Genomic DNA, 22857 nt, shown 5'->3' with positions numbered 1-22857 from the left:
GAGGCCTTGATGAGCGGCGACCATGATCACGGCGACATGACGAACACGCCGGTCTCGCGGCTGTGGATGGCCTTGGGCCTGACCAGCGCCTTCATGGTGGCCGAGGTGATCGGCGGTTTCGTCACCGGCAGCCTGGCGCTGATCTCGGATGCCACGCACATGCTGACCGACGCCATGGCGCTGGCGATCGCGCTGGTGGCGATCAAGGTCGGCCGCCGGCCGGCCGACCTGCTGCGCACCTATGGTTATGCCCGCTTCGAGATCCTGGCTGCGGCCTTCAACGCGCTGCTTCTGCTCGCCGTCGCCTTCTACATTCTCTACGAGGCCTATGTCAGGCTGTTGCAGCCGCAGGACATCGCCTCGCTCGGCATGCTCGGCATCGCCGTCATCGGGCTTCTGGTCAATCTGACGTCGATGCGGCTGTTGGCCGGCCACAAGGACGGCAGCCTCAACGTCAAGGGCGCCTATCTCGAGGTCTGGGCCGACATGCTCGGTTCGATCGGGGTGATCGCCGGGGCTGCCCTGATCTGGCTCACCGGCTGGTCATGGGTCGATTCCGTCGTCGCCGTCGGCATCGGCTTCATGGTCTTCCCGCGCACCTGGGTGCTGCTCAAGGAGTGCATCAACATCCTGCTCGAAGGCGTGCCGCCTGGCATGGAGCTGGCAGAGGTCGAGCTGGCGATATCAACCGTGCCCGGCGTCGCCTCGGTGCACGATCTGCATCTGTGGGCGATCACCCAGAGCAAGGCGTCGCTGACCGCGCATGTGGTGCTGGAGGAGGGCGCCGATGCCGAGACGGTGCGCCGGGCGGTGGAGCTGCGGCTGCAGGAAAAGTTCGACCTGCACCACACCACATTGCAGATGGAGCGGGTCAGCTGCGCGCCGCTGGAGCGCATTCACTGACCTGCGTCAACCTGTCAGCACTCTGTCCCATTATCTCTAACATCTGGAATGCCCATCTATGGCCCGGCCGATGCGTGTTCGGCGCGGAACCTTAGGAGAGCGTCGATGGGCGGGCATGATTTCAGGAACAGCGGCAAGGACCGCGACAGGGGCAGGGATGGCCTGCTCGGCACGGTGCTTGGCGAGATCGGCAAGCGGCTTGGCGACAAGGCCTCAAACGGCAGTCATGATGGCAAAAGTTGGGGCGGCAGCAGCCATGGCGGCGGCAGTCATGGCAGCATCGGTCGGGGCGGCGGCGGCAACTGGGGCGCCGATCAGCGTTCGCCGTCAGGCGACACTGCATCGGCGGCCTTCGGGCGCGACGGGCGCGCGCATCCGGGCAAAGCTGCGCCCCGCTCGCGTTTGCCCGGCTTCGGCAGCACGGCAGCGCTGGTCGTGCTGGTGGTGTGGACGCTGCTCGCCTGGGGCGGCTACAGCCTCGTCGACGGCGTGCTCGCCTGGACGTCGAGCAATGCAGGCGCCCTGGTGCAGACCGGCCGGGATGCCGCGGCTGCGACCGGCATCGGCTCGGAGGTCGTCGGTGTGGTCGGCAGCGCCGAGACGTCGGGCCTGCTCGGCGGTTTTTTCGCCCTCCTCGGTGCCGTGCTCAAGCCGCTGGTGGTCGTGGTCTGGCTGGTCGGCGCGGTGCTGATCATGGCGGCACCCAGGCTGGTGTCCCTGCTCACGCGCAAGTTCCGCTAGGCGGCCGGCGCGCCTGTCCCGGCGCGCGCCCAGGACCTGCGCGCCCCCCAAGACGTGCGCGCCCCGCAAGACGTGCGCGCCCCCAGGACGCGCCCGCAAGACGCACGCCTCAAGACGCACCCCATGACAGGCGCGCGCCCCAAGGCCCGACATGGCGCCGCGTTATGGCGCCATGTCAGATGCGCCATGTCAGATGCGGCTGTCAGGGGTGCTGGTAGCGGAACTCCTGGGTCTTGCCGCCATACCCATAAGAGGCCGCGCGCACGTCGTGCACGTGGATGTAGCTCTCCTCGTGGATGTCGCCGAGGATGTCGGCAAAACCTGAAAAAACCGCTTCGATGTAGCGCTTCTTCTCGTCCTTGGTGTTGGTCTCGTCGGTGACCTTGATCTCAAGCGCAAAGCTCGACTTGCCATGGCTCTGCAACGACTTGCCGGCGATGATCCAGTCGCGCGGGTCGATGTAGCTGATGGCGATGGCCGTCACCTCGGGCTTCTTGCCGAGAATGGTGCTGGTGTGTTCGGCGAGCATCGCTGCCACCTTGTCGGTCAGCGTGTCACTGCGCCGGGCTGATATCTTGACGGTGAGGATAGGCATTGTCTGTCTCCGGTGGTTAGCTATGCAACTATTGTGAATGGCTTGTGCGTGACAGCAGGCTCATTCCAGCTTGGCGGCGATCGCCTTGGCCTGCTCGACAAAACCGGCAAAAACCTGTTCGCCGAAAAGGCTCGACAGGCGTTGGGTGACCGCGCCGCTGGCGGCGTTCAGCGCCTCCTTCATCGCAACCGCCTCCGCTGTCGGCGTGATCAGGGATTCGCGCCTGTCCCCGCTCGACTTGCTCCTGACGACAAGGCCCCTGGCTTCCAGCCCGTCGAGGCCGCGTGTCGCCGTCGCCCGGGCGATCTTCAGCTCGTCAGCCAGTTCGCTCTGCAAAAGGCCCGGCCGCGCCAGCACCGCCCTGAGCATGAAGCCTTGCGGCGGCGTCAGGCCGAAGGGCTGAAAGGCCGCCGTCCAGACGCGGTCGAGCTGGCGCGCAAGGGCCGTGGTGTTGAAGTAGATGCAACGGTCGAACATGAAGGCAGCATAACCAATAGTAGTTGTATATGCAATTATTATTCTGACACCGATGCGGAAAAAGCGCGGTCCAACCGTGTGGCGGCGGCGACCTCAAGGCCTGATGTTGCCGGGCAGGGCGGCTGCCAGTCTCTGGCCGGCTTCAGCGGCTGGACGATCTCAGGAGCCGGCCGAAGTCAAAGCTGGCCGATGACAGAAGGTGAAGACAATCCGGAGCGGACAGCCGGACCAGGCCAGCGCTCCTCCGCGCCACGCGGCCTGGCTGCGCCTCAGCCCAGCTCTTTCGGCCTGAGGCAATGGGTCAGGCGCGCGATGCCGGGGCGCAGCTCGTCCCAGTCGCCTTCGAACTCGAAGCGGGCCAGCGCGCCGCTGGGGAATTTCTCTTCCAGCGACTTGACCGCATCGCTGCTCGAACCGGGACCGGCCAGCTGGGCAGCGAAGATCTCGAGCCCCGGATTGTGGCCGATGACCAGCAAGCTGCCGATCTCGTCGGGCACGGCTCTGGCAAGCGCAAACAGGTCGTTGGCCAAAGCGCCATAGATGCTGTCGTGGAAGCTTGCCGCGGGCAGGGGCGCCGGCCAGTCGGCTGACGCAAGCTGCCATGTCTGGCGGGTGCGCGCGGCAGGCGAGACATAGACCAGCTCGGGCAGCCAGCCGCGTCTGGCGATCTCGGCGCCCATGCGCGGCGCCGCCGCCTTGCCCCTCGGCGCCAGCGGCCGGTCGAAATCGGCAAGCGCTTCGTCGTCCCAGCTCGACTTGGCATGGCGCAGCAGCAGTAGGTGCCTGATCTTTGCCATGCGGGGTCTTTCGGCTCAGGGCGTGATGCGGGCGAGCTGCTCCAGGTCGATCTCGTCGCGTGCCGGATGGGGGGCTGCGATCTCGTCGGTGCCGATGCTGTCGCTGAAGCCTGAGAAGGCCGTGCGGCTGCCCTCCATGCGCACCTTGCCTTCGGCGAAGAGCTTGAGGGCGAGCGGATAGAGCCGGTGCTCGGCCTTGAGCACGCGGGCCGACAGTGTCGGCTCGTCGTCGTCGATCAGCACCGGCACGGCGGCCTGGGCGATGATGGGGCCGTCATCCATTTCGGGCGTGACGAAATGCACGGTGCAGCCATGCACGCGGATGCCGGCGTCGAGCGCGCGCTGGTGGGTGTCGAGCCCCTTGAAGGACGGCAACAGTGCCGGATGGATGTTGATCATCCGGCCTTGCCATGTCTCGACGAAGCCGGTGGTCAACAGACGCATGTAGCCGGCTAGCGCCACGATCTCGGCGCCGAAGGTGTCGAGCGCCGAGCCGATCGCCTCGTCATGCGCTTCCTTGCTGGCATGGTCGGCGCGTGTCACCACCTTGGTGGCTATGCCACGGCTGGCGGCGATGCCGAGGCCGGGCGCGTTGGCCTTGTCGGAGATGACGCCGACGATCTCGGCGGGGAATGCCGGGTCGGCGGCGGCGTCGATCAGCGCGGCCATGTTGGAGCCGCGGCCCGAGATCAGGATGACTGTGCGTTTGCGCTGCATCATAGGGCGAGCGACCCGCGATAGATGACGCCGGTGTCGCGGCGCGGCACGATGCGGCCGATCGGCGTGACCGTCTCGCCGGCTTCCTGCAGCACGGCGGCGACCTGCGCTGCCTGGCCGGCGGCAACCACCGCGATCATGCCGATGCCGCAGTTGAAGGTGCGCATCATTTCTTCAGGCGAGACGCCGCCTGTCGCAGCGAGCCAGGAGAACACGCGCGGGGCCTCGATCGCCGACAAATCGAGCTCGGCCGAGAATTCCTTGGGCAGCACCCTGGGGATGTTTTCGGGGAAACCGCCGCCGGTGATGTGGGCCAGCGCCTTGATGCCGTTGGTTTCGCGGATCGCCCGGAGCAGTGACTTGACGTAGATGCGCGTCGGCTCGAGCAGCGCTTCGGCCAGCGTCGGGCCATCGGCGAAAGGCGCCCGGTCGCTCCACTTCAGGCCCGACATCTCGACGATGCGGCGGACCAGCGAATAACCGTTGGAATGTACGCCGGAGGAGGCCAGGCCGAGCAGCACGTCGCCCTCGACGACGTCGTCGGTCGGCAGCAGCCGGCCACGCTCGGCGGCACCGACGGCAAAGCCGGCGAGGTCGTAGTCATTGCCATGATACATGCCGGGCATTTCGGCGGTTTCGCCGCCGATCAGCGCGCAGCCGGCCTGGCGGCAGCCCTCGGCGATACCGGAGACGATGTCGGCGCCCTGGTCGGGGTCGAGCTTGCCGGTGGCGAAATAGTCGAGGAACAAAAGCGGCTCGGCGCCCTGGACGACGATGTCGTTGACGCACATGGCGACGAGGTCGACGCCGATCGTGTCATGCTTGCCGGCATCGATGGCGATCTTCAGCTTGGTGCCGACGCCGTCATTGGCCGCGACCAGGATCGGGTCGTTGAAACCGGCGGCCTTGAGGTCGAACAGGCCGCCGAAGCCGCCGATCTCGCCATCGGCGCCCGGCCGGCGCGTCGAGCGCACCAGCGGCTTGATCTTCTCGACCATCAGGTTTCCGGCGTCGATGTCGACGCCCGCCTGCGCATAGGTGAGACCGTTCTTGCCTTCGCTCATCGCCAATTCCTGATGCCCAAATCCTGGTGCGCTTTTGCGGCGCTATTCGCATGAACGGCCGGTTCCCGCAAGCGAGACGGCCGGATTGCCTTGGAAACGGCCGCCAAAGCGGTGGACAGGGGGCTGACACGCTCACGCACTTGCGATGCGGTCAAGTCTCGCCCATTTATCGACCAAAGACAAAATATCTTAAAAAGACAAAGCAAAAAGGCGGGATGTTGATTGTGACTGTTCCGAACATGATCACCATCATGCGGCTGATCCTCGTGCCGTGCGTGATCTACGCCATGCTGGCGGGCGAGTGGGACTGGGCCTTCGCCGGTTTCGTCATTGCCGGCGTCTCCGACGGCGTCGACGGCTTCATCGCCCGCCATTTCAACCAGCGTTCGGAACTCGGCGCCTATCTCGACCCGATGGCCGACAAGCTGCTGCTGGTCAGCGTCTTTGTCGTGCTCGGCATCATGGGGCACCTGCCTTTGTGGCTGGTCGTTCTGGCGGTGTCGCGCGACGCGCTGATCATCGGGGCGGTGCTTCTGTCGACGATCATGGGCCATCCGGTGAAGGTGCGTCCGCTGATGGTCTCGAAGGTCAACACGGCGATCCAGATCGTCCTGGCGGCGATCGTGCTTGCCGAACTGGCCTTCAGCTTTGCGCTCGGCCCGGTCCGGCCGGCGTTGATAACCATTTCCGGCCTCTTGACCGTCGCTTCGGCGGCAGCCTATCTCGTGGCTTGGCTGAGGCACATGAGCGGTTATGGCGAAGGCGACACTCCCAACCGATAACGAAGCGGCCGAAGAAGCGGCAGCGGCGGCATTCCGCAAGCAGATCCGTTTCTGGCTGATTTCGGCCGTCCTGTTCGCCGCCTTCCTCTATCTGTTCAGCGACATCCTGCTGCCCTTCGTCGCCGGCATGGCGCTGGCCTATTTCCTCGACCCGGTCGCCGACCGGCTGCAGAAGCTCGGCCTGTCCAGGCTGATGGCGACCGTCGTCATCCTGATCTGCTTCCTGGTGCTTCTGGTGCTTGGCCTTGTCATCATCATTCCGGTGCTGGCCTCGCAGATGGCCGACTTCGCCGCCAAGGTGCCGGGCTATCTCGAAAGCCTGCAGCAGCTGATCACCAACTTCAATCCGCAATGGCTGGAGCAGCGTTTCGGCGTCGATGCGCAAGGCTTGCGCGAGGGCCTGAGCTCGCTGCTCAAGTCGGGCTTCGGTTTCGTCACCACCATCTTCCAGTCGATCTGGAGCTCGGGCGTGGCGCTGTTTTCGATCGCCAGCCTGTTCGTGGTCACCCCTGTCGTCGCTTTCTACATGCTGCTCGACTGGGACCGCATGGTGTCAGTCGTCGACAGCTGGATCCCGCGCGACCACGTCGTCACAGTCCGCCAGATTGCCCGCGACATCAACACCGCGATTGCCGGCTTCGTCCGCGGCCAGGGCACGCTGTGCCTGATCCTCGGCATCCTCTATGCCGTCGGCCTGACCTTGACCGGGCTCAATTTCGGCGTGCTGATCGGCCTGTTTGCCGGCCTGGTCAGCTTCATTCCTTATGTCGGCTCGCTGCTCGGCCTGGTGCTGTCGATCGGCGTCGCCTTCGTCCAGTTCTGGCCGGACTGGACGATGGTCGCAGCCGTTGCGGCGGTGTTCTTCGTCGGCCAGTTCATCGAGGGCAACATCTTGCAGCCGCGCCTGGTCGGCAAGAGTGTCGGCCTGCATCCGGTCTGGCTGATGTTCGCGCTGGTCGCCTTCGGCGCGATGTTCGGTTTTGTCGGCCTTCTGGTTGCGGTGCCGTCGGCGGCGGCCGTTGCCGTGCTTGTGCGTTTCGCCATCGGCCGCTACCTCGATTCCCCGCTCTATCACGGCCATGCCGTGGAGGTGCCCGAGGCGCCCGCGCCGAGCGGTGCAAAAATCGAGGCCGCTCGCTTGCCGAGCGACGCCAGGACCGAGGCTGTCGCTTCGGGTAGCGCCAAGACCGCCGCTGCCATGCGGAGCCGTGCAAAAACCGAGGCCGATAGGCCGAGCCGCGCCAAAGTCCAGGCCCGCAAGCCGGGCGATGCGAAACCGGAAAAATGACAGTGTCGCGCGAGCCGATCAAACCGCGCCAGCTGCCGCTCGACCTTGGTCATTCACCAGGGTTTTCGCGCGACGACCTCGTTGTCTCAGGGGCCAACGCGCAAGCGGTGTCGCTGATCGACCGCTGGCCCGAATGGCCGGCATCAGTGGTGCTGCTCGCCGGTCCCGCCGGCTCGGGCAAGTCGCATCTTGCCGCGATCTGGCGCGATCATGCCGACGCACTTCAGCTCGACGTTTCAGACATATCAGCCCATCTCGGTGAGGTCGGCACGGCCTCGGTGCTGATCGACGATGCCGACCAGGGTCGGCTCGACCAGAACGGGCTGTTCCATCTCATCAACACCGTGCGCGGCTCGGGCGCGCAGCTGCTGCTCACCGCGCGCAGCTTTCCCACCGCCTGGGGCGTGACGCTGCCCGACCTCGCCTCGCGGCTCAAGGCTGCGGCGACCGTCGAGATCGACGAGCCCGACGACCTCTTGCTCGCCGGCGTCATCACCAAGCTGTTCGCCGACCGCCAGGTCGAGGTCGAGCCGCATGTCGTGCAGTTCCTGGTCCGCCGCATCGAGCGCTCCCTGTCGACCGCCATCCGTGTCGTCGAGCGCCTCGACCGCGCAGCGCTGGAACAGAAGAGCCGCATCACCCGCGCGCTCGCCGCCGAGACCATCGGCGCGCTCGACGCCGGCCAGGGCGAGTTCGAGCTGTAGGGCGGGTTCTGCAGCGCTTGGGCGCTGCCGTAAGGGTGGCTTGCCGCGAGCGGCCTCTCCGCTCCGTCATCCCAGACGCTTGACCCGAGGATTCATGCCGTGAGGGTGGGGAATGTGGGACGGGTGGAAGAAAGTGCACACGTCCTGCACCGCTTGAGCCCGGCTATAATGTCACGGCATGGATCCTAGGGTCTACGCGACGGAGCTTCGCTCCTGCTTCGCCCTAGGATGACGAAGGACGGGGGGCGGTCGCAGGCTTAGTGATGATGATTGCCGAGCGCTGCCCTCTAATTCGTCGCCGAGCGGTGCCTCTCCACTTCGTCATCCTCGGGCTTGACCCGAGGATCCATGCCGTGAGGGTGAGGAATGTGGGGCGGGTGGAGGAAAGTGCCTGTGTTCTGCATCGCCTGCGCGCTGCCAGCCAGGGTAAGGCTTCAGTCGACGCGAAGCCGTTATCCCGGCTCTTCCCACTGCCTCCGGATCTGTTGCTCCAGCCTGTCAATTATCTCGCCGTTGACGCCATCGCTCGCCGCATGAGCGAGGCGAGACACCACCGCCAAAGCCGCATATTGCCCCTCGGTCGTCGCGACATCGTGCATCGCGGCCAACGCCTGTTCTGTCGCCACCGTCCCGCCGTCGATCACCTGTCTGGCCAGATCGGCGATACGAGCGGCAAGAGGGGACGTCGAATTCTCGAGCCAGCTTGCCAGCAAGTCGCGTTGTCGCTCAGTCGGCAGCCGGTCGGATGCTGGCGGGCAGACGATCTCGTACAGCACGCAGAATTCAGCATTGGTCGAGATGAATCTTGCCTCCGCCATGAGCGCGGCAGCCCTGGCGGCATCCAGATACGGGAAGTTGCAGTCGATCCTGTCGGAAAAAGCCTGCTCTTGATTGTCCATGAAGGCGCTCGGCGGAGAAGATGCAAGTTCCGTAGCAAGCCGATCTCGGGACCGCAATTGAAGTGGATTTCCGTCCGGAATGGCGCAAGACCAAAAGTGCCTCCACAAGTCGAAGAAAGGCGGAAACGCTCCTCGGAAGGAGCACGCGTTCTGAACCGTCTTTACGTTGCCGTGAGGTCACGGCATGGATCCCAAGGTCTCCGCGACGTCGCTGCGCTCCTGCTCCGCCCTAGGATGACGATGGTGCAGGCTCTCGTGACATCACCACCCAAGCCCACGAAACAGCTCGTGCCATTCCGGATTGGTCGTCTCGATCAGCTCGACCTTCCACTGGCGTGGCCAGCGTTTCAGCGATTTTTCGCGCTGGATGGCGTCGCGGATGTCGAAATGCTCCTCGTACCAGACGAGGCGCTGCACGCCGTAACGTGCGGTGAAACGAGAGCCTTTGCCTGCCTTGTGCTCCGGCAGACGGCGCGCGAGATCGTTCGTCACGCCAATATAGATCGTGCCGCCCTTCTGGCTGGCGGTCATGTAGACATATCCGGTCATCGCGAGAGATTATTCGCGGCAAGGTTGCGCGCAAGGCCTGCTGCACGCATGCCCGCAGCTGAACCCACCTGGCGACACATCCATCCCTTCGTCATCCTAGGGCGGAGCAGGAGCGCAGCTCCGTCGCGAAGACCCTGGGATCCATGCCGTGACACTGCGGCAGCGCCGAAGCGGTGCAGAACGCGTGCTTTTTCTGCCCCTGCATAAGGTTCGTCACCCTCACGGCATGGATCCCCGGGGCAAGCCTCTGGGATGACGAAGCGGAGAGGCATCGCTCAGCAATCCAGCCTACCACCAAGCCCGCGGCGACACACCCATCCCTTCATCATCCTAGGGTCTTCGCGACGGAGCTTCGTTCCTGCTTCGCCTTGGGATGACGATGGTGCGGGAGTGTTGCCGGAATTGCCCTAACCTCTGGCCAGCCTGGAATAGAGCGCCTTGGCGCCGAGCAGCACGGCCAGCAGCGTGATATTGGAGACCAGCCCGACAGCGACGGCAAAGGCCTTGGCGATGTCGTCGGAGGCGCCGAAGCTGAACGGGATCAGCACGGCGACGAAGACGACGCCGAGCGCGATCGGGATCCAGCGGTTGAGCGTCGGCGCGGTGTTGGCGGCGGTGACCAGAAGCGCGACCAGCAGGCCGATGCGGAACGGGTCGGTCAGCTGGGCCAGATAGATGTCGAGATAAGGCATTGTCGTTTCTCCCCCCTCCAGTTGTGCAGGTCGCAGGCCAACTGTCGAGTAAGCCTATCGTCTAGATCGGCGCCGTTTGTCTTCGAACGGCAGGTCTGTCTCTGTGCAAGCATGATCCCGAAAACCGCTGGCCGCTCCAGCGATCATGCCCTAGCTGCCCGGTCGCGGCAGGGTCACGCCGAGCAGGAGCCGGACCAGCGACGATTGCTTGGAAACGCCCGACTTGGCGAAGATCGAACGCAGATGCGAGCGCACGGTTTCCCGGGCGATGCCGAAATCCTGGCCGATGGCGTCGATGCTGCGGCCGTCGGCAAGGGCCGCGGCGATGCGCGCTTCGCTCGGCGTCAGGTCGAACAGCGCCTGCAGCACCTTGACCGGCGGCGCGCCCGGGCCGGGCAGCGGCATGATGACGAGAATGCTGTTCATGCGGCTGAACAAATCGTTGGCCGAGCCGCGCACCGGCAGCAGATGGGCGACGCCCGACGACTTGCCGTCGCCGCCCTTGATCGGGAAGGACTGGACGATGCCGCGCCTGGTGCCGCCGGCCAGTGCCGAAAGGGCCTGATCGAGCAAGGCATCGGCCTTCCTGTCGGTGATCTGGGCGCGCGCCGTGCCGTCCTGCACCATGTCGGGGATCAGCCTGTCCATCAGCGCGTTGCAGGCAAGCAGCTGGCCGCGTCCACCGAGCACCGCTGCCGGCAGGCCAAGCGCCTCCAGCGCGTCGGCCCCGGCACGCGCCTTTTCCAGCCCGAGCCGCGCGCCGACCATGGCCGCGCGGGCGACATGTGGGCGTAAGCGGTCGAGTGCCTCGACAAGGGGACGCTCGAACGGGCCGCGTGCTGTTGCCCGCTCCAAGTTGAACGACAGCACGTCGCCGGTGGGCAGCGGGATATGGGTGCCGGCGGCCCAGCCCATGCCGCGCGGCCTGAGGAAGTCGCGGTAGATCGGCTCTTGCTCCAGCTCCTCTTCGCTGAAGGCATCGAGGTCGGTGATGAAGCCGGGATAGGCCAGCGCCTCGGCGCGCGCCGCCCGGCCGTTCACCGCCATCCAGCCTTCATCCATGAAGGCCCCGACATGGGGCGCGACCGCCTCCGAGGCGACATAGGCCGAAGCGCCGCGGCTGATGGTGAAGAGATAACCGCCGATGCCGTCGACGGCCCTGGCGAGGTCGTCGAGCAAGGCGGGCCATTTCTCCGGGACGAAGGACGCCTCATAGATCTGGTCGATGAATTTCTCCGACAGCTCCGCCAATCGTTGCCACTCCCACCCTGGCCCGCGACCGGTTATGCAAAGTCATTCGCGCGTAGCGCAAAGCCGGCGAGCGGATCCGCCAGGCCTGGGCATGGTGGAACGCACTGCTGTCATTCAGCTTTTGTTGACCATGCTTGATCGGACGATAGCACTACACTTTGATTCATCAAATGCTGGCTGCCCTGCGCAAACGTCGCAACGGCACAACTCCCTGTGATCTTTCCACAATCTATGGCCGGCGCCGTCCTGCACATCGGATGTGCGGGTGGGGGATGTGCGGGCGAAACGTGCCGGCGGGGGCGTCGCGGGCGGCCCCGGCGCTGTCGGCGCCGGGCAAGGTCGGCAGGCTTCAGCGGCTTCAGCTGACAGGCGATTCTGCGACGAGGTGGCCGCCGCCGACATCGGCGAGCACGAGTTTTCTAGGCGCGTCGCCGAGCTTGCGCACCGGGCTCGGGATCTCGCGCTCCATGCGCGCGAAACGGGCCCGGCGCCTCTGGGGATCGGGCACCGGCACCGCCTCGATCAGCCGCCTGGTGTAGGGATGGCGCGGATTGGAAAAGATCTGGTCGCGTGTGCCCATCTCGACGATCTGGCCGAGATACATGACGGCGACGCGGTCGGAGATGTTCTCGACCACCGCCATGTCATGCGAGATGAACAGATAGGCGACGCCGAATTCGGCCTGCAGCTCCTTCAGCAGCTGCAGCACCCGCGCCTGCACCGAGACGTCGAGCGCCGACACACTTTCATCGGCGATGATCAGCTTCGGCCTGAGCGCCAGGGCTCGGGCGATGCAGATGCGCTGGCGCTGGCCGCCGGAAAACTCGTGCGGATAACGCTCCATCTGGTCGACCGAAAGACCGACGCGCTCGAACAGGGCGGCGACGCGTTCGGTCCGTTCCCCTGGGGTGCCGATGTCGTGGATCACAAGCGGTTCGGCGACGAGATCGCCGACACGCATGCGCGGATCGAGCGAGGCGTAAGGGTCCTGGAAAATCATCTGCACGTCGCGGCGCACCGCCTTGCGCGCCTCGCGGCCGAGGCCCTTGAGGTTGCGCCCGCCGATCTCGAGCTCGCCGTGATAGGGCACCAGCCCGGCAAGGGCCTTGGCCGTCGTCGACTTGCCGCAGCCGGATTCGCCGACAAGCGACAGCGTCTCGTTGGCGGCGATGGAAAAGCTGATGCCCTCGACGGCATGGACGCGGCGATTGACCCGGCCGAAGAAACCGCCGGTGAGGTCGAAGCGGACATGAAGGTCGCGCGCCACCGCGACATCAGTCGGCTGGCTGGGCTCGGCCTTGTCGGTCGGGACTTGGCGTGCGCCGCCGGTGCCCATGCGCGGCACCGCGGCGAGCAGGTCGCGTGTGTAGTCGACCTGGGGCCGTTCGAAGATGTCGGCAACCTTGCCCTGTTCGACCATGCGGCCGTAACGCATGATGATGACGCGGTCGGCCATTTCGGCGACGACACCCATGTCGTGGGTGATCAAAATGACGCTGGTGCCGTGCTGGCGCTGCAGGTCGCGCAGCAGTTCCAGCACTTCGCCCTGCACGGTGACGTCAAGCGCCGTTGTCGGCTCGTCGGCGATCAGCACGTCGGGTTTCAGCGCCAGCGCCATGGCGATCATGACGCGCTGGCGCATGCCGCCCGAGAGTTCATGCGGATATTGTTTCAGCCGGCTTTCGGCCTCGGGAATGCGCACAGCGGTCAGCGCCTCGATGGCGAGGCGGCGCGATTCCGCGCTGGAAACACCGGTATGGGCCTCGATCGCCTCGACCAGCTGGCGGCCGATCGACAGCACCGGGTTGAGCGAGGTCATCGGCTCCTGGAAGATCATGGCGATGCGGTTGCCGCGGATGCGGCGCATCCGGCGTTCGTCGAGCGAGGTGAGATCGGTGTCGCCGAGCCGGATCGACCCGGCCGAAATGCGTGCCTGCGGCTGCGGCAGCAGCGCCATGATCGCCAGCGAGGTCATCGACTTGCCGGAGCCGGATTCACCGGCGATGCACAAGGTCTCGCCGCGCGCCAAGGAGAAGGAGAGGTCGGAGACGACGGGTCGTTCGCCGTCTTCGCCGCGCACGGAAATGGTCAGCCCGGCGACGTCGAGCACCGGTCTGTCGGCTGCCGGGGCAGGGGCTCCGGCAGCCTGTTTCGGATGGGTCGCTGCGTTCATTCGAACACGCAGCGCGGGAAGTAGAATGTGACCACCCAGTTCGGCATGTCGACGATCTCCGAAATGCGCAGGTCGCCGCACACCGACACCAGCATGTAGGCGTCGACGGGGTCCATCTGGTAACGCGCCGACAACAGGTCGACCATCTGCGCGACGGCCTCCTTGGCCCCGGTCATCAGGTCGGGGCCGATGCCTGTCGTCACCTCGTAACCCTTGGCGTCGAGATGCCTGGTCACCGGTCCCGGCGTGGTGAAGCGCGGCGTCTTCAGCCTGGCATCCTTGACCAGGTCGAGGGTGAGCACGACGTTCATCGGGCTTTCGATCGCCGTGCCGCAGACCTCGCCGTCGCCCTGGGCAGCATGGGTGTCGCCGACCGAAAACAGCGCCCCCGCCACCTCGACCGGCAGGTAGAGCACAGTGCCGGCGGCAAGGTCGCGGATGTCGAGATTGCCGCCGACGCGGCGCGGCGGCACCACCGAGTGGTGCCCCATCTCGGCAGGGGCGTTGCCGATGGTGCCGGCGAAGGGCTTCAGCGGCACGCGGCCATTTTTGCCAAAAAGCGCCGGCTCGAGCGAGGTCGCGTCATATTTCCAGATGGTCAGCGCCGGCTCGGCAAAATCGTCGGCGAGCAGGCCAAAACCCGGAATGTTGGCCGTCCAGCCGAAGCCGGACGGCTTGAACGCCTCGATCGTCACCTTGAGCGCATCGCCAGGTTCTGCGCCCTCGACGAAGATCGGCCCGGTCACCGGGTTGATCTGGTCGAAGTCGAGTTTGGCGATGTCGCCGACGGTGCTTTGGGCTGTGAGCTGGCCGCCCGAGGAATCAAGACATTCGAACTCGATCGTCGAGCCGGGCGTCACCCGATCGGCCGGGGCAAAGGAATTGTCCCAGCCGAAATGATGATGGCGTCCGTGGATGGTGTAGTTGCAGTTATTGCACATCGTTCACATACACATAGTCGTAGTTGATCGGGATATGGACCGGGTCGACATACAGCTTGTCGTCGCCGCCCATGCGCGGCGACTTCATGGTGAAGCGCTGCTCGTTGAAGACAGGTGCCCAGGGTGCGTCGGCCATGACCTTGGCGTAGATCTCGCCCCACAATTTGGCGCGTTCCTCGGCCTTGGCCGGATCGACGATCGAATCGGCGGCTGCCGCCTTTTCGTCGAGCTCCTTGTTGCAGTACCAGGCCCAGTTCCAGCCGCCCTGCACCGCACCACTGCAGCCGAGGATCGGGCCGTAGAAGTTGGACGGATCGGGGAAGTCGGCAATCCAGGCCATGCCGCCCGACCAGATCATCGGCGCGCCGCCCTTTTCGCCGCCGGCGGCAATGACATTGGCCTGGGCCAGCGACTGGATCGAGGCCTTGATGCCGATCGCCGCCAGATCCTGCTGGATCGCCTGGGCGATGCGCGGGTTGGGATCGGTGTTCATGACGAACAGTTCGGTCTCGAAGCCTTGGGGATGGCCGGCCTCGCCGAGCAGCGCCTTGGCCTTGTCGACATCATAGGCATAACCGGCAAATGCCTTGTCATAGCCGGGCATCGACGGCGGCAGCGGCTGGTTGGCAGGCACCGCGCGGTTGTTGATCAGCTTGACGATGCGGTCCTTGTTGATCGCCATGTTGACGGCCTGGCGCACCTTGACGTTGTCGAAGGGCGGCATTTGGGTGTTCATGGTGACGTAGCCGGTCTGCAGCTGGCCGCCTTCGACGACACGCGCCTTCTGCTCGGGATCGGCCATCACCTCCTGGAACTTGGCCGGCGGAATTCCGTCGCCCGGAACGTCGACCTCGCCATTCTGCAGGCGCAGAAGGGCGACGATCGGCTCCTGGCCGATCTCGAAGGTGATCTTGTCGATATAGGGCAGGCCCTTGTGCCAGTAGTCGGCGTTGCGCTCGAACACCAGGCGCTGGCCGAGCGTCCACTCGGCCATCTTGTAGGCGCCGGTGCCGACAGGGTGCTTGCCGAAGTCGGCGCCGTATCTCTCGACCTCTTCCCTGGGCACGACATGGCTGAAATTGATCGCCATGACATGCAGGAAGGTGGCGTCGGGGCGCGACAGCTCGATTCTAACCGTCGAGGGATCGACCACGGTCACGCCGGCCAGGCTTTCCGACTTGCCGCCGGCGACGTCGTCATAGCCGTTGATCGAGGCGAAGAAGCCGGCGCCCGGGCTCTGCGTCTTGGGGTTGGTGACGCGGTCGAGCGAATATTTGACGTCGTCTGCCGTCATCTCGCGGCCATTGTGGAATTTCACGCCCTTGCGCAGCTTGAAGGTGAAGGTCTTGCCGTCGGGCGAGATCTCGTAGCTCTCGGCCAGTTCGGGCCGCAGCGTGGTGGTGCCGGGCTCGTAATCCATCAGCCCGTCGAACAGGCTCTTGATCATCGACCAGTTCTGCCAGTCATAACCGATCGCCGGATCGAGGGTGGCGACATCGTCCTTGTAGGTGATGGTGATCGCGCCGCCCTGCTTGGCCTTGGGGTCGAGCGTTTCCTGTGCCGTGGCTGATGCCATGCCAAGCGCCAGCAAAAGCGCTGACGCGGCGACGGTCGATGTCAACAATTGTCTCATTCGAGGTTCCCTTCTCTTTGTTTGTCTGCTTGTCGTCTGTCTGTTGGCAGTCTGTTGGTCTTGTCGGGGATCAGCGCAGCTTGATGCGCGGATCGATGAACGGGGCGACGATGTCGGCGAGCAGATTGCCGAGCACGATGGCGCAGGCCGAGACCAGCGTGACGCCCATGATGATCGGGATGTCGACACGCTGGATCGCCTGCCAGGCGAGCTGGCCGATGCCGGGCCAGCCGAACACGCTTTCGACCACCACGATGCCGCCCATGAACATGCCGATGTCGATGCCGATCATGGCTATGACAGGCAGGATGGCGTTGGGCAGAGCGTGGCCGAACAGCACGGCGCGCTGGGCCAGCCCCTTGGCGCGGGCGGTGCGGATATAGTCCTGGCGCAGCACGTCGATCATCGACGAGCGCATCATGCGCGAATACCAGCCGGCGCCGAGGATGCCGAGCGTCAGCGACGGCAGCACCATGTGGCTGAAGGTGCCGTAGCCGCCGATCGGAAACCAGCCGAGCTTGACGGCAAAGACGTAGAGCAGCAGCAGGCCGACGACGAATTGCGGCGCCGACACGCCGATGAAGGAGCCGACCATCAGCGCCTGGTCGGTGGCGCTGCCGCGCTTGACGGCCGCGATAAGCCCCATGCTCAGGCCGATGACCAGCTCGCAGACGATGGCGCCGACCATCAGCAGCAGGCTGGCCGGCAGGCGCGCCACGATCAGCTCGCTGACCTCCGAACGCTGGATGTAGGAACGGCCGAGATCGCCGCTGACAAGGTTGGTCAGATAGCGCCAGTATTGCACGGCGAAAGGCTGGTCGAGCCCGAGCTGCTGGCGGATGCTCTCGACCGTCTGCGGGGTGGCGCTGCGGCCGGCGATCTGGCGCACCGGATCGGCCGGCAGGAGATAGAGCAGGGCGAAGGTGATCAGCGACACGCCGAGCAGGATCAGGGCGGCCTGGATCAGCCGGCGGGTGAGATAGGCGATCATGCCCGGCCTCGCTGCGTCGGGTCGAGAATGTCGCGCAGCGCGTCGCCGACAAGATTGAAGGCCAGCGCCAGGGCCAGGATCGCAGCACCTGGGAAGAACACCAGCCAGGGGGCTGCCTGGAAATAGGTCTGGTTCTCGAAGATGATGTTGCCCCACGACGCCGTCGGCGGCTGCACGCCGATGCCGAGATAGGACAGCGTCGCTTCGAGCAGCACCGTCGTCGAGATGCCGAGCGTGCCCCAGACGATGATGGTCGGCAGAAGATGCGGCAGGATGTGGCGGAACAGGATGCGTGCCGTGCCGGCGCCGATGGTGCGCTCGGCGTCGATGAATTCGCGTTCGGCCAGCGAGCTGGTTTCGGTGAAGACGATGCGCGCCGTCTGCACCCAGTTGACCAGCGCGATCACCATGGCGACGATCCACAGGCTGGGCTGGAACACGGCGGCCAGGCAGATGGCGAGCAAAAGGGCCGGAAAGGCCATCATCAGGTCGGTGAAGCGCATCAGCGCTGCCCCGACATAACCGCGGAAGTAGCCGGCGGTGATGCCGACAAGCGTGCCGATCAGAAGGGCAGCGCCATTGGCAACGATGCCGATGATCAGCGAGGTCCGCGCGCCATGGAGAATGCGGGTCAGAAGGTCCCGGCCGAGCAGGTCGGTGCCGAGCCAGAAGGTGGCGCTGGGCGGCAGCGGCGCGCCCTCCAGCGTCAACCCGTCGAACATCTGCTCGTTGGGGTCGTAGCCGGTGAGATAGGGGGCGAGCAGGGCGCCGGCGACCGTGATCGCGATGATCACCAGGCCGGTCAGCGCCAGCGGCCGCCTGACGAGGCGGCGCCAGACGCCGGCGCGTGCCTTGGCCGGCACGGCGACGGCTGATATCTCAGGCGCGATGGGACTGGTCAAGGCCGGCCTCCTTTTCGGTCAGGGCGACGACACGCCGGGCGGCGTCTTCGAGGCTGACCTGCCAGTTCATGGCCAGCGCGCGCAATTGCGCATAGGCGCGTTCGTCGTCGACGCCGTCCTGGCCCGACAGCGCGGTAACAGCGCGGACGATTGTCTGGCGTTCGGCGACACGCTGCTGCAGTGCCGTGATCTCGTCGGCCAGCTGCCGGCGCGCGGCAAAGCTCTGGCGGGCAATCAGCAGCGCGCTGTAGACGCCGGCATTGCCGACCGGCTTCAGCAATTGCGCATCGGCCTTGTGCGCCAGCGCCCATTCGATCCGGCCCGGCGCTTCCGAACCGATCAAGGCGATGGTCGGCATGGGGGCGGCACCCCGCGGCCACGGAAACTGCTGGTCGAAGCCGAGATCGACGTCGAAGAACACGAAGTCGGCGGCCAGCGCCTCGGCCGGCAACTCCGGCCAGCAATCGACGACCTCGAGGCCGATCGCCTGGAGCTGGCGTGATATGGCGCCGACCGTGGCATGCGGGCGGTGCAGCACGAATGCCCTGGCACCGCCGAGATTGGGGATATGGGCGGCCCGGCTCATGACATGACCCCGCTCATGACACCACCTTGAGCCTGGCACGGCCGAAGGTCCTGGCCCGGTCGTAGCGCGAGAGATAGGGGTCGGGAGCGACACGTTCGATATGGCTGACCCGTTCGAAGCCGAGCTCCGAGATGCGGCCGATCTCGACCGGCAAGGTGGCGTGCTGGGTCTGCGGGTCGACGGTGATGCTGCCGAAGGGCGTGGCAAAACTGGTCCCGGCAAAGGCGGTGGACAGTTCGGCGAAACCGGCATCGGGGTTTTGCGCCAGCACCTTGGCCAGCACCATGACCGAGGCATAGGCTGACGCCTCGAAGGACGAGGCCGGTGTCTCGTCGGTGGCGGTGGCGGCGTCGCGGAAATAGGGCCCGACGGAGAGGTGGCCATTGCCGGCGGCACCGATCGCCGGCAGCTCGGCCTCGGTCAGGTTGCAGGACAGGATCGGGCAGCGCTCAGGCCCGAAATGCGGGTCGTCGCGGGCCAGATCAGCGTAGGCGGCAAAGAACGCGTAGGACGAGGTGCCGATCAGATTGTTGAGGATGAAGGACGGTTTTGTCGCTTTGATCTCCTCGATCAGCCTGGAGACGTCGGTCTCGCCGATCGGCAGGTAACGCTCGCCCAGAACCTTGCCGCCGGCGTCGGCAATCAGGTCGCGGGCGACACGGTTGGTTTCCCAGCCCCAGATGTAGTTGGAGCCGAGCAGGAAGCCGTTGGCGCCGAAGCGCGGCACGACATGGGCCAGAAGCGGCACCAGATGCTGGTTCGGGCAGGCATGCATGTAGACGACATGCTCATTGGCCTCGAAACCTTCATAAGGGCAGGCATACCACAATGCCGCGCCTGACTTTTCAAGGACGGGAATGACCTCCTTGCGGCTCCATGACGTCACGGCGCCGACGACATGGCGCGCGCTGCTCTGGCGCAGGATCTCGTCGCAGAGCGGCGCGTAGCGGTCGATATTGCCGCCGGGGTCGCGTTCGATGGCAACGAGCTCGATGCCGCTTGCCGGATCGGCATTGACGTCCGATATGGCGCGCATGGCACCCGCATGGCAGGCATTGGCGACCAGCTGGTAGCTGCCCGAGCGCGAATAGAGCACGCCGATTTCGATGCGCGACTTCAAGAAATTCCCTCCCAAAAACAAAAATGCCCCGCAGCCATCGCCGGGAGGCGAGGCATACGAGGCATGTTTGCCACCCGGCAGTCGGGGCCGGTATTTTGACGTCAGCGTAGCTTTTCGCGACTGCCAGTCAAGGGGCCTGATGCAGATGCACGGATCCGGGCAAAGGCGTGGCAACTGTGTTCAAGCGAGCAAACAGGCGGCAGCACTCCCACCCCTTCGTCATCCTCTGGCAGGTTTCGACCGAAACAGACACTTGCTCACCGTTGAGATCTGAAGCTTGCCCCCTGGCGGCGTCTACAGTCTCGGTTCGAAACGGGCCGCTTGTGCCCAGCGAAACTAGGCACGCGAAGCCCTTGTAGCTCCGCCAAATCGCAGTCGGTCACTTCCCCTTGCATCCAGCCAGGCCCTTGTTCCACTCGCACAGGGACTCGAGCCAGACCTTGGCGCCATCGTTGCCGGCGTCCGTCGCCTTTTGAAACCATGTTGCTGCCTCAGCCGCGCTCTTCTTGACGCCATGTCCGTAAAGGTGCGCCCGCCCAAGTTGATACATCGCTTCGCTGCTGCCCATGTCGGCTGCCTTGGAGATCCATTTCAAGGCTTCCTTGTCGTCAAGGTCGTTCCAGTCGTCGTCGTCGCCGAAATTGCCGACGCCGTGATAGAGGAGACCGACATGGAGAATCCCGTCCCGGTCGCCGCTGTCGGCAGCCTTTCGGAACCATCGCATCGCCTGCGCCATGTCCTTGCCGGGTCCACGCTTCGAATAGGAGATGCCGAGATTGACCATGGCGCGCGGGTTGCCGAGATCAGCCGCCTTGAGGAACCAATCCATCGCAAGCTGCCGGTCGACCGGAACGCCTTTGCCGTTGGCATGGAGAACGCCGATGCCGTTCATCGCCGTGGAGCTTCCCAGATCCGCAGCGCGTCGAAACATGTCCATCGCCTCGGCCGGCCGGTCGAGGTGGGAAAGCGCCAGCCCCAGATTGGTCATGAAACGTCGCGTATTCGGTTCGGCCTTCAGGGCCCGAACGCAAGCTTCCGCCGCCGCCGCCGCATGTGCGGCGAGATCCTGGACGCTCACGCCGTCGCCGACATGGTCTGCATCGGACGTCAGGCCCGCCAGCCTGTCGCATTCGGTGACTTGAACGTCTCCGGCATCGGTCGATTGCTGAGCTCGTCCGGTCGAGGGAGCCGAAAGCGACGCAACGACGGCCATGACCATCAGCAAGGCCATTCGATGGTTCTGGCCGAGTTGCTTACGCGCGGGCATTGGCAAGCTGGACACGTCGCTTTTGTGCCAACGCATCTCCCAGATGCTCCATCGGGCTCACTGGCTGCGAAACAATTGGGACGTCTGCATCATCGACCGACTAGGGATTTCCATCCGGCTCAGGCTCTGTTGCATTGAGGATTATCGAATAGGAGCCCAGCGGTTCGACCTTGTCCATGAGATTCGCGCCGGGCAGCGGGACTTCGGATAGAGGCTCGTTGATTTCCTTCCAGCGGAAGATTTTTGGCCCGGCGCCGTCATACGAAAATAACATCGCCTGCGTCGTTTCCGGCTCGCGTATGATGACAAATTCGCCACCGGCGATCTTCAGCTCAAGCCGTCGCATGATCGTGTCGTCCTCGGCGAGCCCTTGTTGTCCTTCGATGACAGGAGCGTCCGCCGTGGTTGTGGGATCAAAATAGCCGAACTGGAGCGTTCTTTTGGTGCTGAACCTGTTGAGCCTGCCGAAATAGCCCGCGCCAATGGCGTTGCCCGCTTTCATTCGGATCTGGCCGAAGGCCTCGTCGTCTCGCAAGCGGAACGAGCCATAGCCGCGGCTCGAAGCGCTTCCGGTCGCCCGCCGAAGATTCTGCGTCCGCTGCATCGCCGTGATGCTTCGGCGCAGAAGCAGTTCCTCGAATGGCGCCAGATAGCCGACAAGAGCTGAAAACGTGCCCAATCCCGGTGTGCCATCGATAGTGCCCTGATAGAGCCCCTTGTCGGCGAGCGCCCGTTGTACCTTCGCCCACGAGTCCCGGTCGTTGGCCGTAATCAGCGGCAGGTCCAACTCGAGGGGCGGCAGATCGCTCGCAGGAAAGTAGTGGTCGATGAGTTCGAGATAATGCCCCTGTCTTGCGGCAACGGCACGATAGTAGTCGTTGTCGGCGCTGACGTCCTTGTGCCGTATTATCGTCGTCAGGATGGCGTCGATGGCTGCGGGGTCGCCGTTGCCTTTGCCGACAAGCGCCGCGACGATGGCGTCGACATGGTCGCCCACCTTGTCGAGCGGCTCGTCCGACGGCCCGAGCGCGCCCCGCTCGGCAAGCAGCGCGACGATGTCGGCCCGACCGGCCAGTGCCGCGACCATGACCGGCGTCCATCCATTCGATGCCTTGGCGGAAACATCAGCTCCGCTTTCGAGCGCGAGCCGCACGCTCTGTGTATCACCGAGCTCGGCCGCCTTGAGCAGGATGTCGTTGGCGGCCTCCGGCGAAAGCTGGATGCCCTGTCCGGGTGGTTCAGGTCCGAAGTCGTCGAGCCCCGCGACCTCGGCCAGTACCCGGACCGTATAGCCGTCGTCGGTGACGCCTTCTAGGGAGGCGCCGAGGTCGCGCAGCTTCAACGCATTGTCCACGCGACCCTGTTCCAGCGCGCGCATGACCGGCGTGTAGCCCTCGCCATCCTTCAGATTGAGATCCACGCCCGCCTCTGCGAGATAGTCGAGCATCGCTGGCGAACCGCGTGTGGCGGCGATGGTGACGAGGTTCTGCCCGCCACACATCACAGAGGGAAGCTTCGCGCCCTCGACGACGACTTCGTCCAGGTCTTCGAGTTGGTCCGTTGAAACGGCGAAACAGGCTTGGCGGGCAAGCAGGGGTGGCTCGTCCTGTGCTATCGCCGGCGCCGCGCCGATCAGCGCAAGAGTAACGGCCAGTGGGAAGGCAAGTCTTGTCATTGCGGCCTCCGAAGTCGATTGCTGGACCAGGGCTGCGATGGCGGTGCCGGCAGCCAGCATGACGGCGCCATACCAACCCGCGCCCATGAATACGACCACCACGAACTCGC

General features: G+C 65.1%; 23 protein-coding genes. 5 read left to right on the top strand and 18 right to left on the bottom strand.

Annotation, left to right across the window (positions count from 1 at the left end; all coding sequences use genetic code 11):
• The first annotated feature begins 9 nt into the window (after positions 1–9).
• Together HNQ95_RS23400 and HNQ95_RS33760 are read left to right on the top strand one after the other, a co-directional pair.
• Complete coding sequence (locus tag HNQ95_RS23400) at positions 10–903, top strand: cation diffusion facilitator family transporter (RefSeq protein WP_182575297.1); 894 nt, start codon at positions 10–12, stop codon at positions 901–903.
• Positions 904–1008: 105 nt separating this feature from the next.
• Positions 1009–1644 (top strand): hypothetical protein, encoded by a 636-nt coding sequence (locus tag HNQ95_RS33760; protein ID WP_246340938.1) that lies wholly within the window; start codon positions 1009–1011, stop codon positions 1642–1644.
• 202 nt (positions 1645–1846) lie between these two features.
• Here HNQ95_RS33760 and HNQ95_RS23390 read toward each other — a convergent pair whose 3' ends face one another.
• The 5 genes from HNQ95_RS23390 to purM form a co-directional block, all read right to left on the bottom strand.
• A complete protein-coding gene (locus HNQ95_RS23390; RefSeq protein WP_182575298.1) occupies positions 1847–2239 on the bottom strand; it encodes a tautomerase family protein in 393 nt (130 codons plus the stop codon).
• 60 nt (positions 2240–2299) lie between these two features.
• On the bottom strand, positions 2300–2716 hold the full coding sequence (locus HNQ95_RS23385; RefSeq protein WP_182575299.1) for a MarR family winged helix-turn-helix transcriptional regulator: 417 nt from the start codon (positions 2714–2716) through the stop codon (positions 2300–2302).
• A gap of 269 nt (positions 2717–2985) precedes the next feature.
• Positions 2986–3513: a SixA phosphatase family protein gene (locus HNQ95_RS23380; protein WP_182575300.1), complete on the bottom strand. Its 528-nt coding sequence runs from the start codon at positions 3511–3513 to the stop codon at positions 2986–2988.
• A 15-nt stretch (positions 3514–3528) separates the two neighbouring features.
• Positions 3529–4233 carry a phosphoribosylglycinamide formyltransferase gene (purN, locus tag HNQ95_RS23375; protein ID WP_182575301.1) on the bottom strand — a complete coding sequence of 235 codons (705 nt, stop codon included), beginning with the start codon at positions 4231–4233 and terminating at the stop codon, positions 3529–3531.
• Entirely contained in the window at positions 4230–5294 is a 1065-nt protein-coding gene (gene purM, locus HNQ95_RS23370; RefSeq protein ID WP_182575302.1) for a phosphoribosylformylglycinamidine cyclo-ligase, read from the bottom strand. The genes purN and purM overlap by 4 nt, the downstream gene beginning before the upstream one ends.
• A 224-nt stretch (positions 5295–5518) precedes the next feature.
• Here purM and HNQ95_RS23365 point away from each other — a divergent pair, with 224 nt between their 5' ends.
• The 3 genes from HNQ95_RS23365 to hdaA are packed head-to-tail and all read left to right on the top strand — an operon-like array spanning position 5519 to position 8068.
• The gene (locus HNQ95_RS23365; RefSeq protein WP_182575303.1) at positions 5519–6076 is read left to right on the top strand and encodes a CDP-alcohol phosphatidyltransferase family protein; all 558 of its coding nucleotides are present in this window, start codon (positions 5519–5521) and stop codon (positions 6074–6076) included.
• Positions 6048–7364: an AI-2E family transporter gene (locus HNQ95_RS23360; protein WP_246340940.1), complete on the top strand. Its 1317-nt coding sequence runs from the start codon at positions 6048–6050 to the stop codon at positions 7362–7364. Before HNQ95_RS23365 ends, HNQ95_RS23360 begins: the two co-directional genes overlap by 29 nt.
• On the top strand, positions 7361–8068 hold the full coding sequence (gene hdaA, locus HNQ95_RS23355; protein ID WP_067963933.1) for a DnaA regulatory inactivator HdaA: 708 nt from the start codon (positions 7361–7363) through the stop codon (positions 8066–8068). The genes HNQ95_RS23360 and hdaA overlap by 4 nt, the downstream gene beginning before the upstream one ends.
• A 452-nt stretch (positions 8069–8520) precedes the next feature.
• Here hdaA and HNQ95_RS23350 read toward each other — a convergent pair whose 3' ends face one another.
• From HNQ95_RS23350 to HNQ95_RS23290, 13 genes are all read right to left on the bottom strand, one after another.
• Positions 8521–8967 (bottom strand): hypothetical protein, encoded by a 447-nt coding sequence (locus tag HNQ95_RS23350; protein WP_067963931.1) that lies wholly within the window; start codon positions 8965–8967, stop codon positions 8521–8523.
• A 261-nt stretch (positions 8968–9228) separates the two neighbouring features.
• Positions 9229–9516 carry a GIY-YIG nuclease family protein gene (locus HNQ95_RS23345; RefSeq protein WP_067963929.1) on the bottom strand — a complete coding sequence of 96 codons (288 nt, stop codon included), beginning with the start codon at positions 9514–9516 and terminating at the stop codon, positions 9229–9231.
• 407 nt (positions 9517–9923) lie between these two features.
• Positions 9924–10208, bottom strand: a complete 285-nt coding sequence (locus HNQ95_RS23340; protein ID WP_182575304.1) for a hypothetical protein — start codon at positions 10206–10208, stop codon at positions 9924–9926.
• A gap of 150 nt (positions 10209–10358) precedes the next feature.
• Positions 10359–11459: a helix-turn-helix transcriptional regulator gene (locus HNQ95_RS23335; protein WP_182575305.1), complete on the bottom strand. Its 1101-nt coding sequence runs from the start codon at positions 11457–11459 to the stop codon at positions 10359–10361.
• A gap of 358 nt (positions 11460–11817) precedes the next feature.
• Entirely contained in the window at positions 11818–13632 is a 1815-nt protein-coding gene (locus HNQ95_RS23330) for an ABC transporter ATP-binding protein (protein WP_182575306.1), read from the bottom strand.
• Positions 13629–14573, bottom strand: coding sequence for an acetamidase/formamidase family protein (locus HNQ95_RS23325; protein WP_182575307.1), 945 nt, complete (start codon positions 14571–14573; stop codon positions 13629–13631). Before HNQ95_RS23325 ends, HNQ95_RS23330 begins: the two co-directional genes overlap by 4 nt.
• A complete protein-coding gene (locus HNQ95_RS23320; protein WP_182575308.1) occupies positions 14563–16206 on the bottom strand; it encodes an ABC transporter substrate-binding protein in 1644 nt (547 codons plus the stop codon). The genes HNQ95_RS23325 and HNQ95_RS23320 overlap by 11 nt, the downstream gene beginning before the upstream one ends.
• Before the next feature lie 70 nt (positions 16207–16276).
• A complete protein-coding gene (locus tag HNQ95_RS23315) occupies positions 16277–17197 on the bottom strand; it encodes an ABC transporter permease (protein WP_182575309.1) in 921 nt (306 codons plus the stop codon).
• Positions 17194–18099, bottom strand: coding sequence for an ABC transporter permease (locus tag HNQ95_RS23310; protein WP_182575310.1), 906 nt, complete (start codon positions 18097–18099; stop codon positions 17194–17196). Before HNQ95_RS23310 ends, HNQ95_RS23315 begins: the two co-directional genes overlap by 4 nt.
• Positions 18077–18685 (bottom strand): ANTAR domain-containing response regulator, encoded by a 609-nt coding sequence (locus HNQ95_RS23305; RefSeq protein WP_182575311.1) that lies wholly within the window; start codon positions 18683–18685, stop codon positions 18077–18079. The genes HNQ95_RS23310 and HNQ95_RS23305 overlap by 23 nt, the downstream gene beginning before the upstream one ends.
• A gap of 13 nt (positions 18686–18698) precedes the next feature.
• The gene (locus HNQ95_RS23300) at positions 18699–19805 is read right to left on the bottom strand and encodes a transporter substrate-binding protein (protein WP_182575312.1); all 1107 of its coding nucleotides are present in this window, start codon (positions 19803–19805) and stop codon (positions 18699–18701) included.
• 379 nt (positions 19806–20184) lie between these two features.
• Positions 20185–21072, bottom strand: a complete 888-nt coding sequence (locus HNQ95_RS23295; RefSeq protein WP_182585831.1) for a tetratricopeptide repeat protein — start codon at positions 21070–21072, stop codon at positions 20185–20187.
• Positions 21073–21172: 100 nt separating this feature from the next.
• Positions 21173–22807 carry an ankyrin repeat domain-containing protein gene (locus HNQ95_RS23290; protein WP_182585830.1) on the bottom strand — a complete coding sequence of 545 codons (1635 nt, stop codon included), beginning with the start codon at positions 22805–22807 and terminating at the stop codon, positions 21173–21175.
• Positions 22808–22857: the final 50 nt, after the last annotated feature.

This window comes from Aminobacter ciceronei (genome assembly GCF_014138625.1).
Classification (GTDB): Bacteria; Pseudomonadota; Alphaproteobacteria; order Rhizobiales; family Rhizobiaceae; genus Aminobacter; species Aminobacter ciceronei.
The sequence above is the reverse complement of the archived record's forward strand: the minus strand, read 5'-3'. Positions and strand labels throughout refer to the sequence as shown.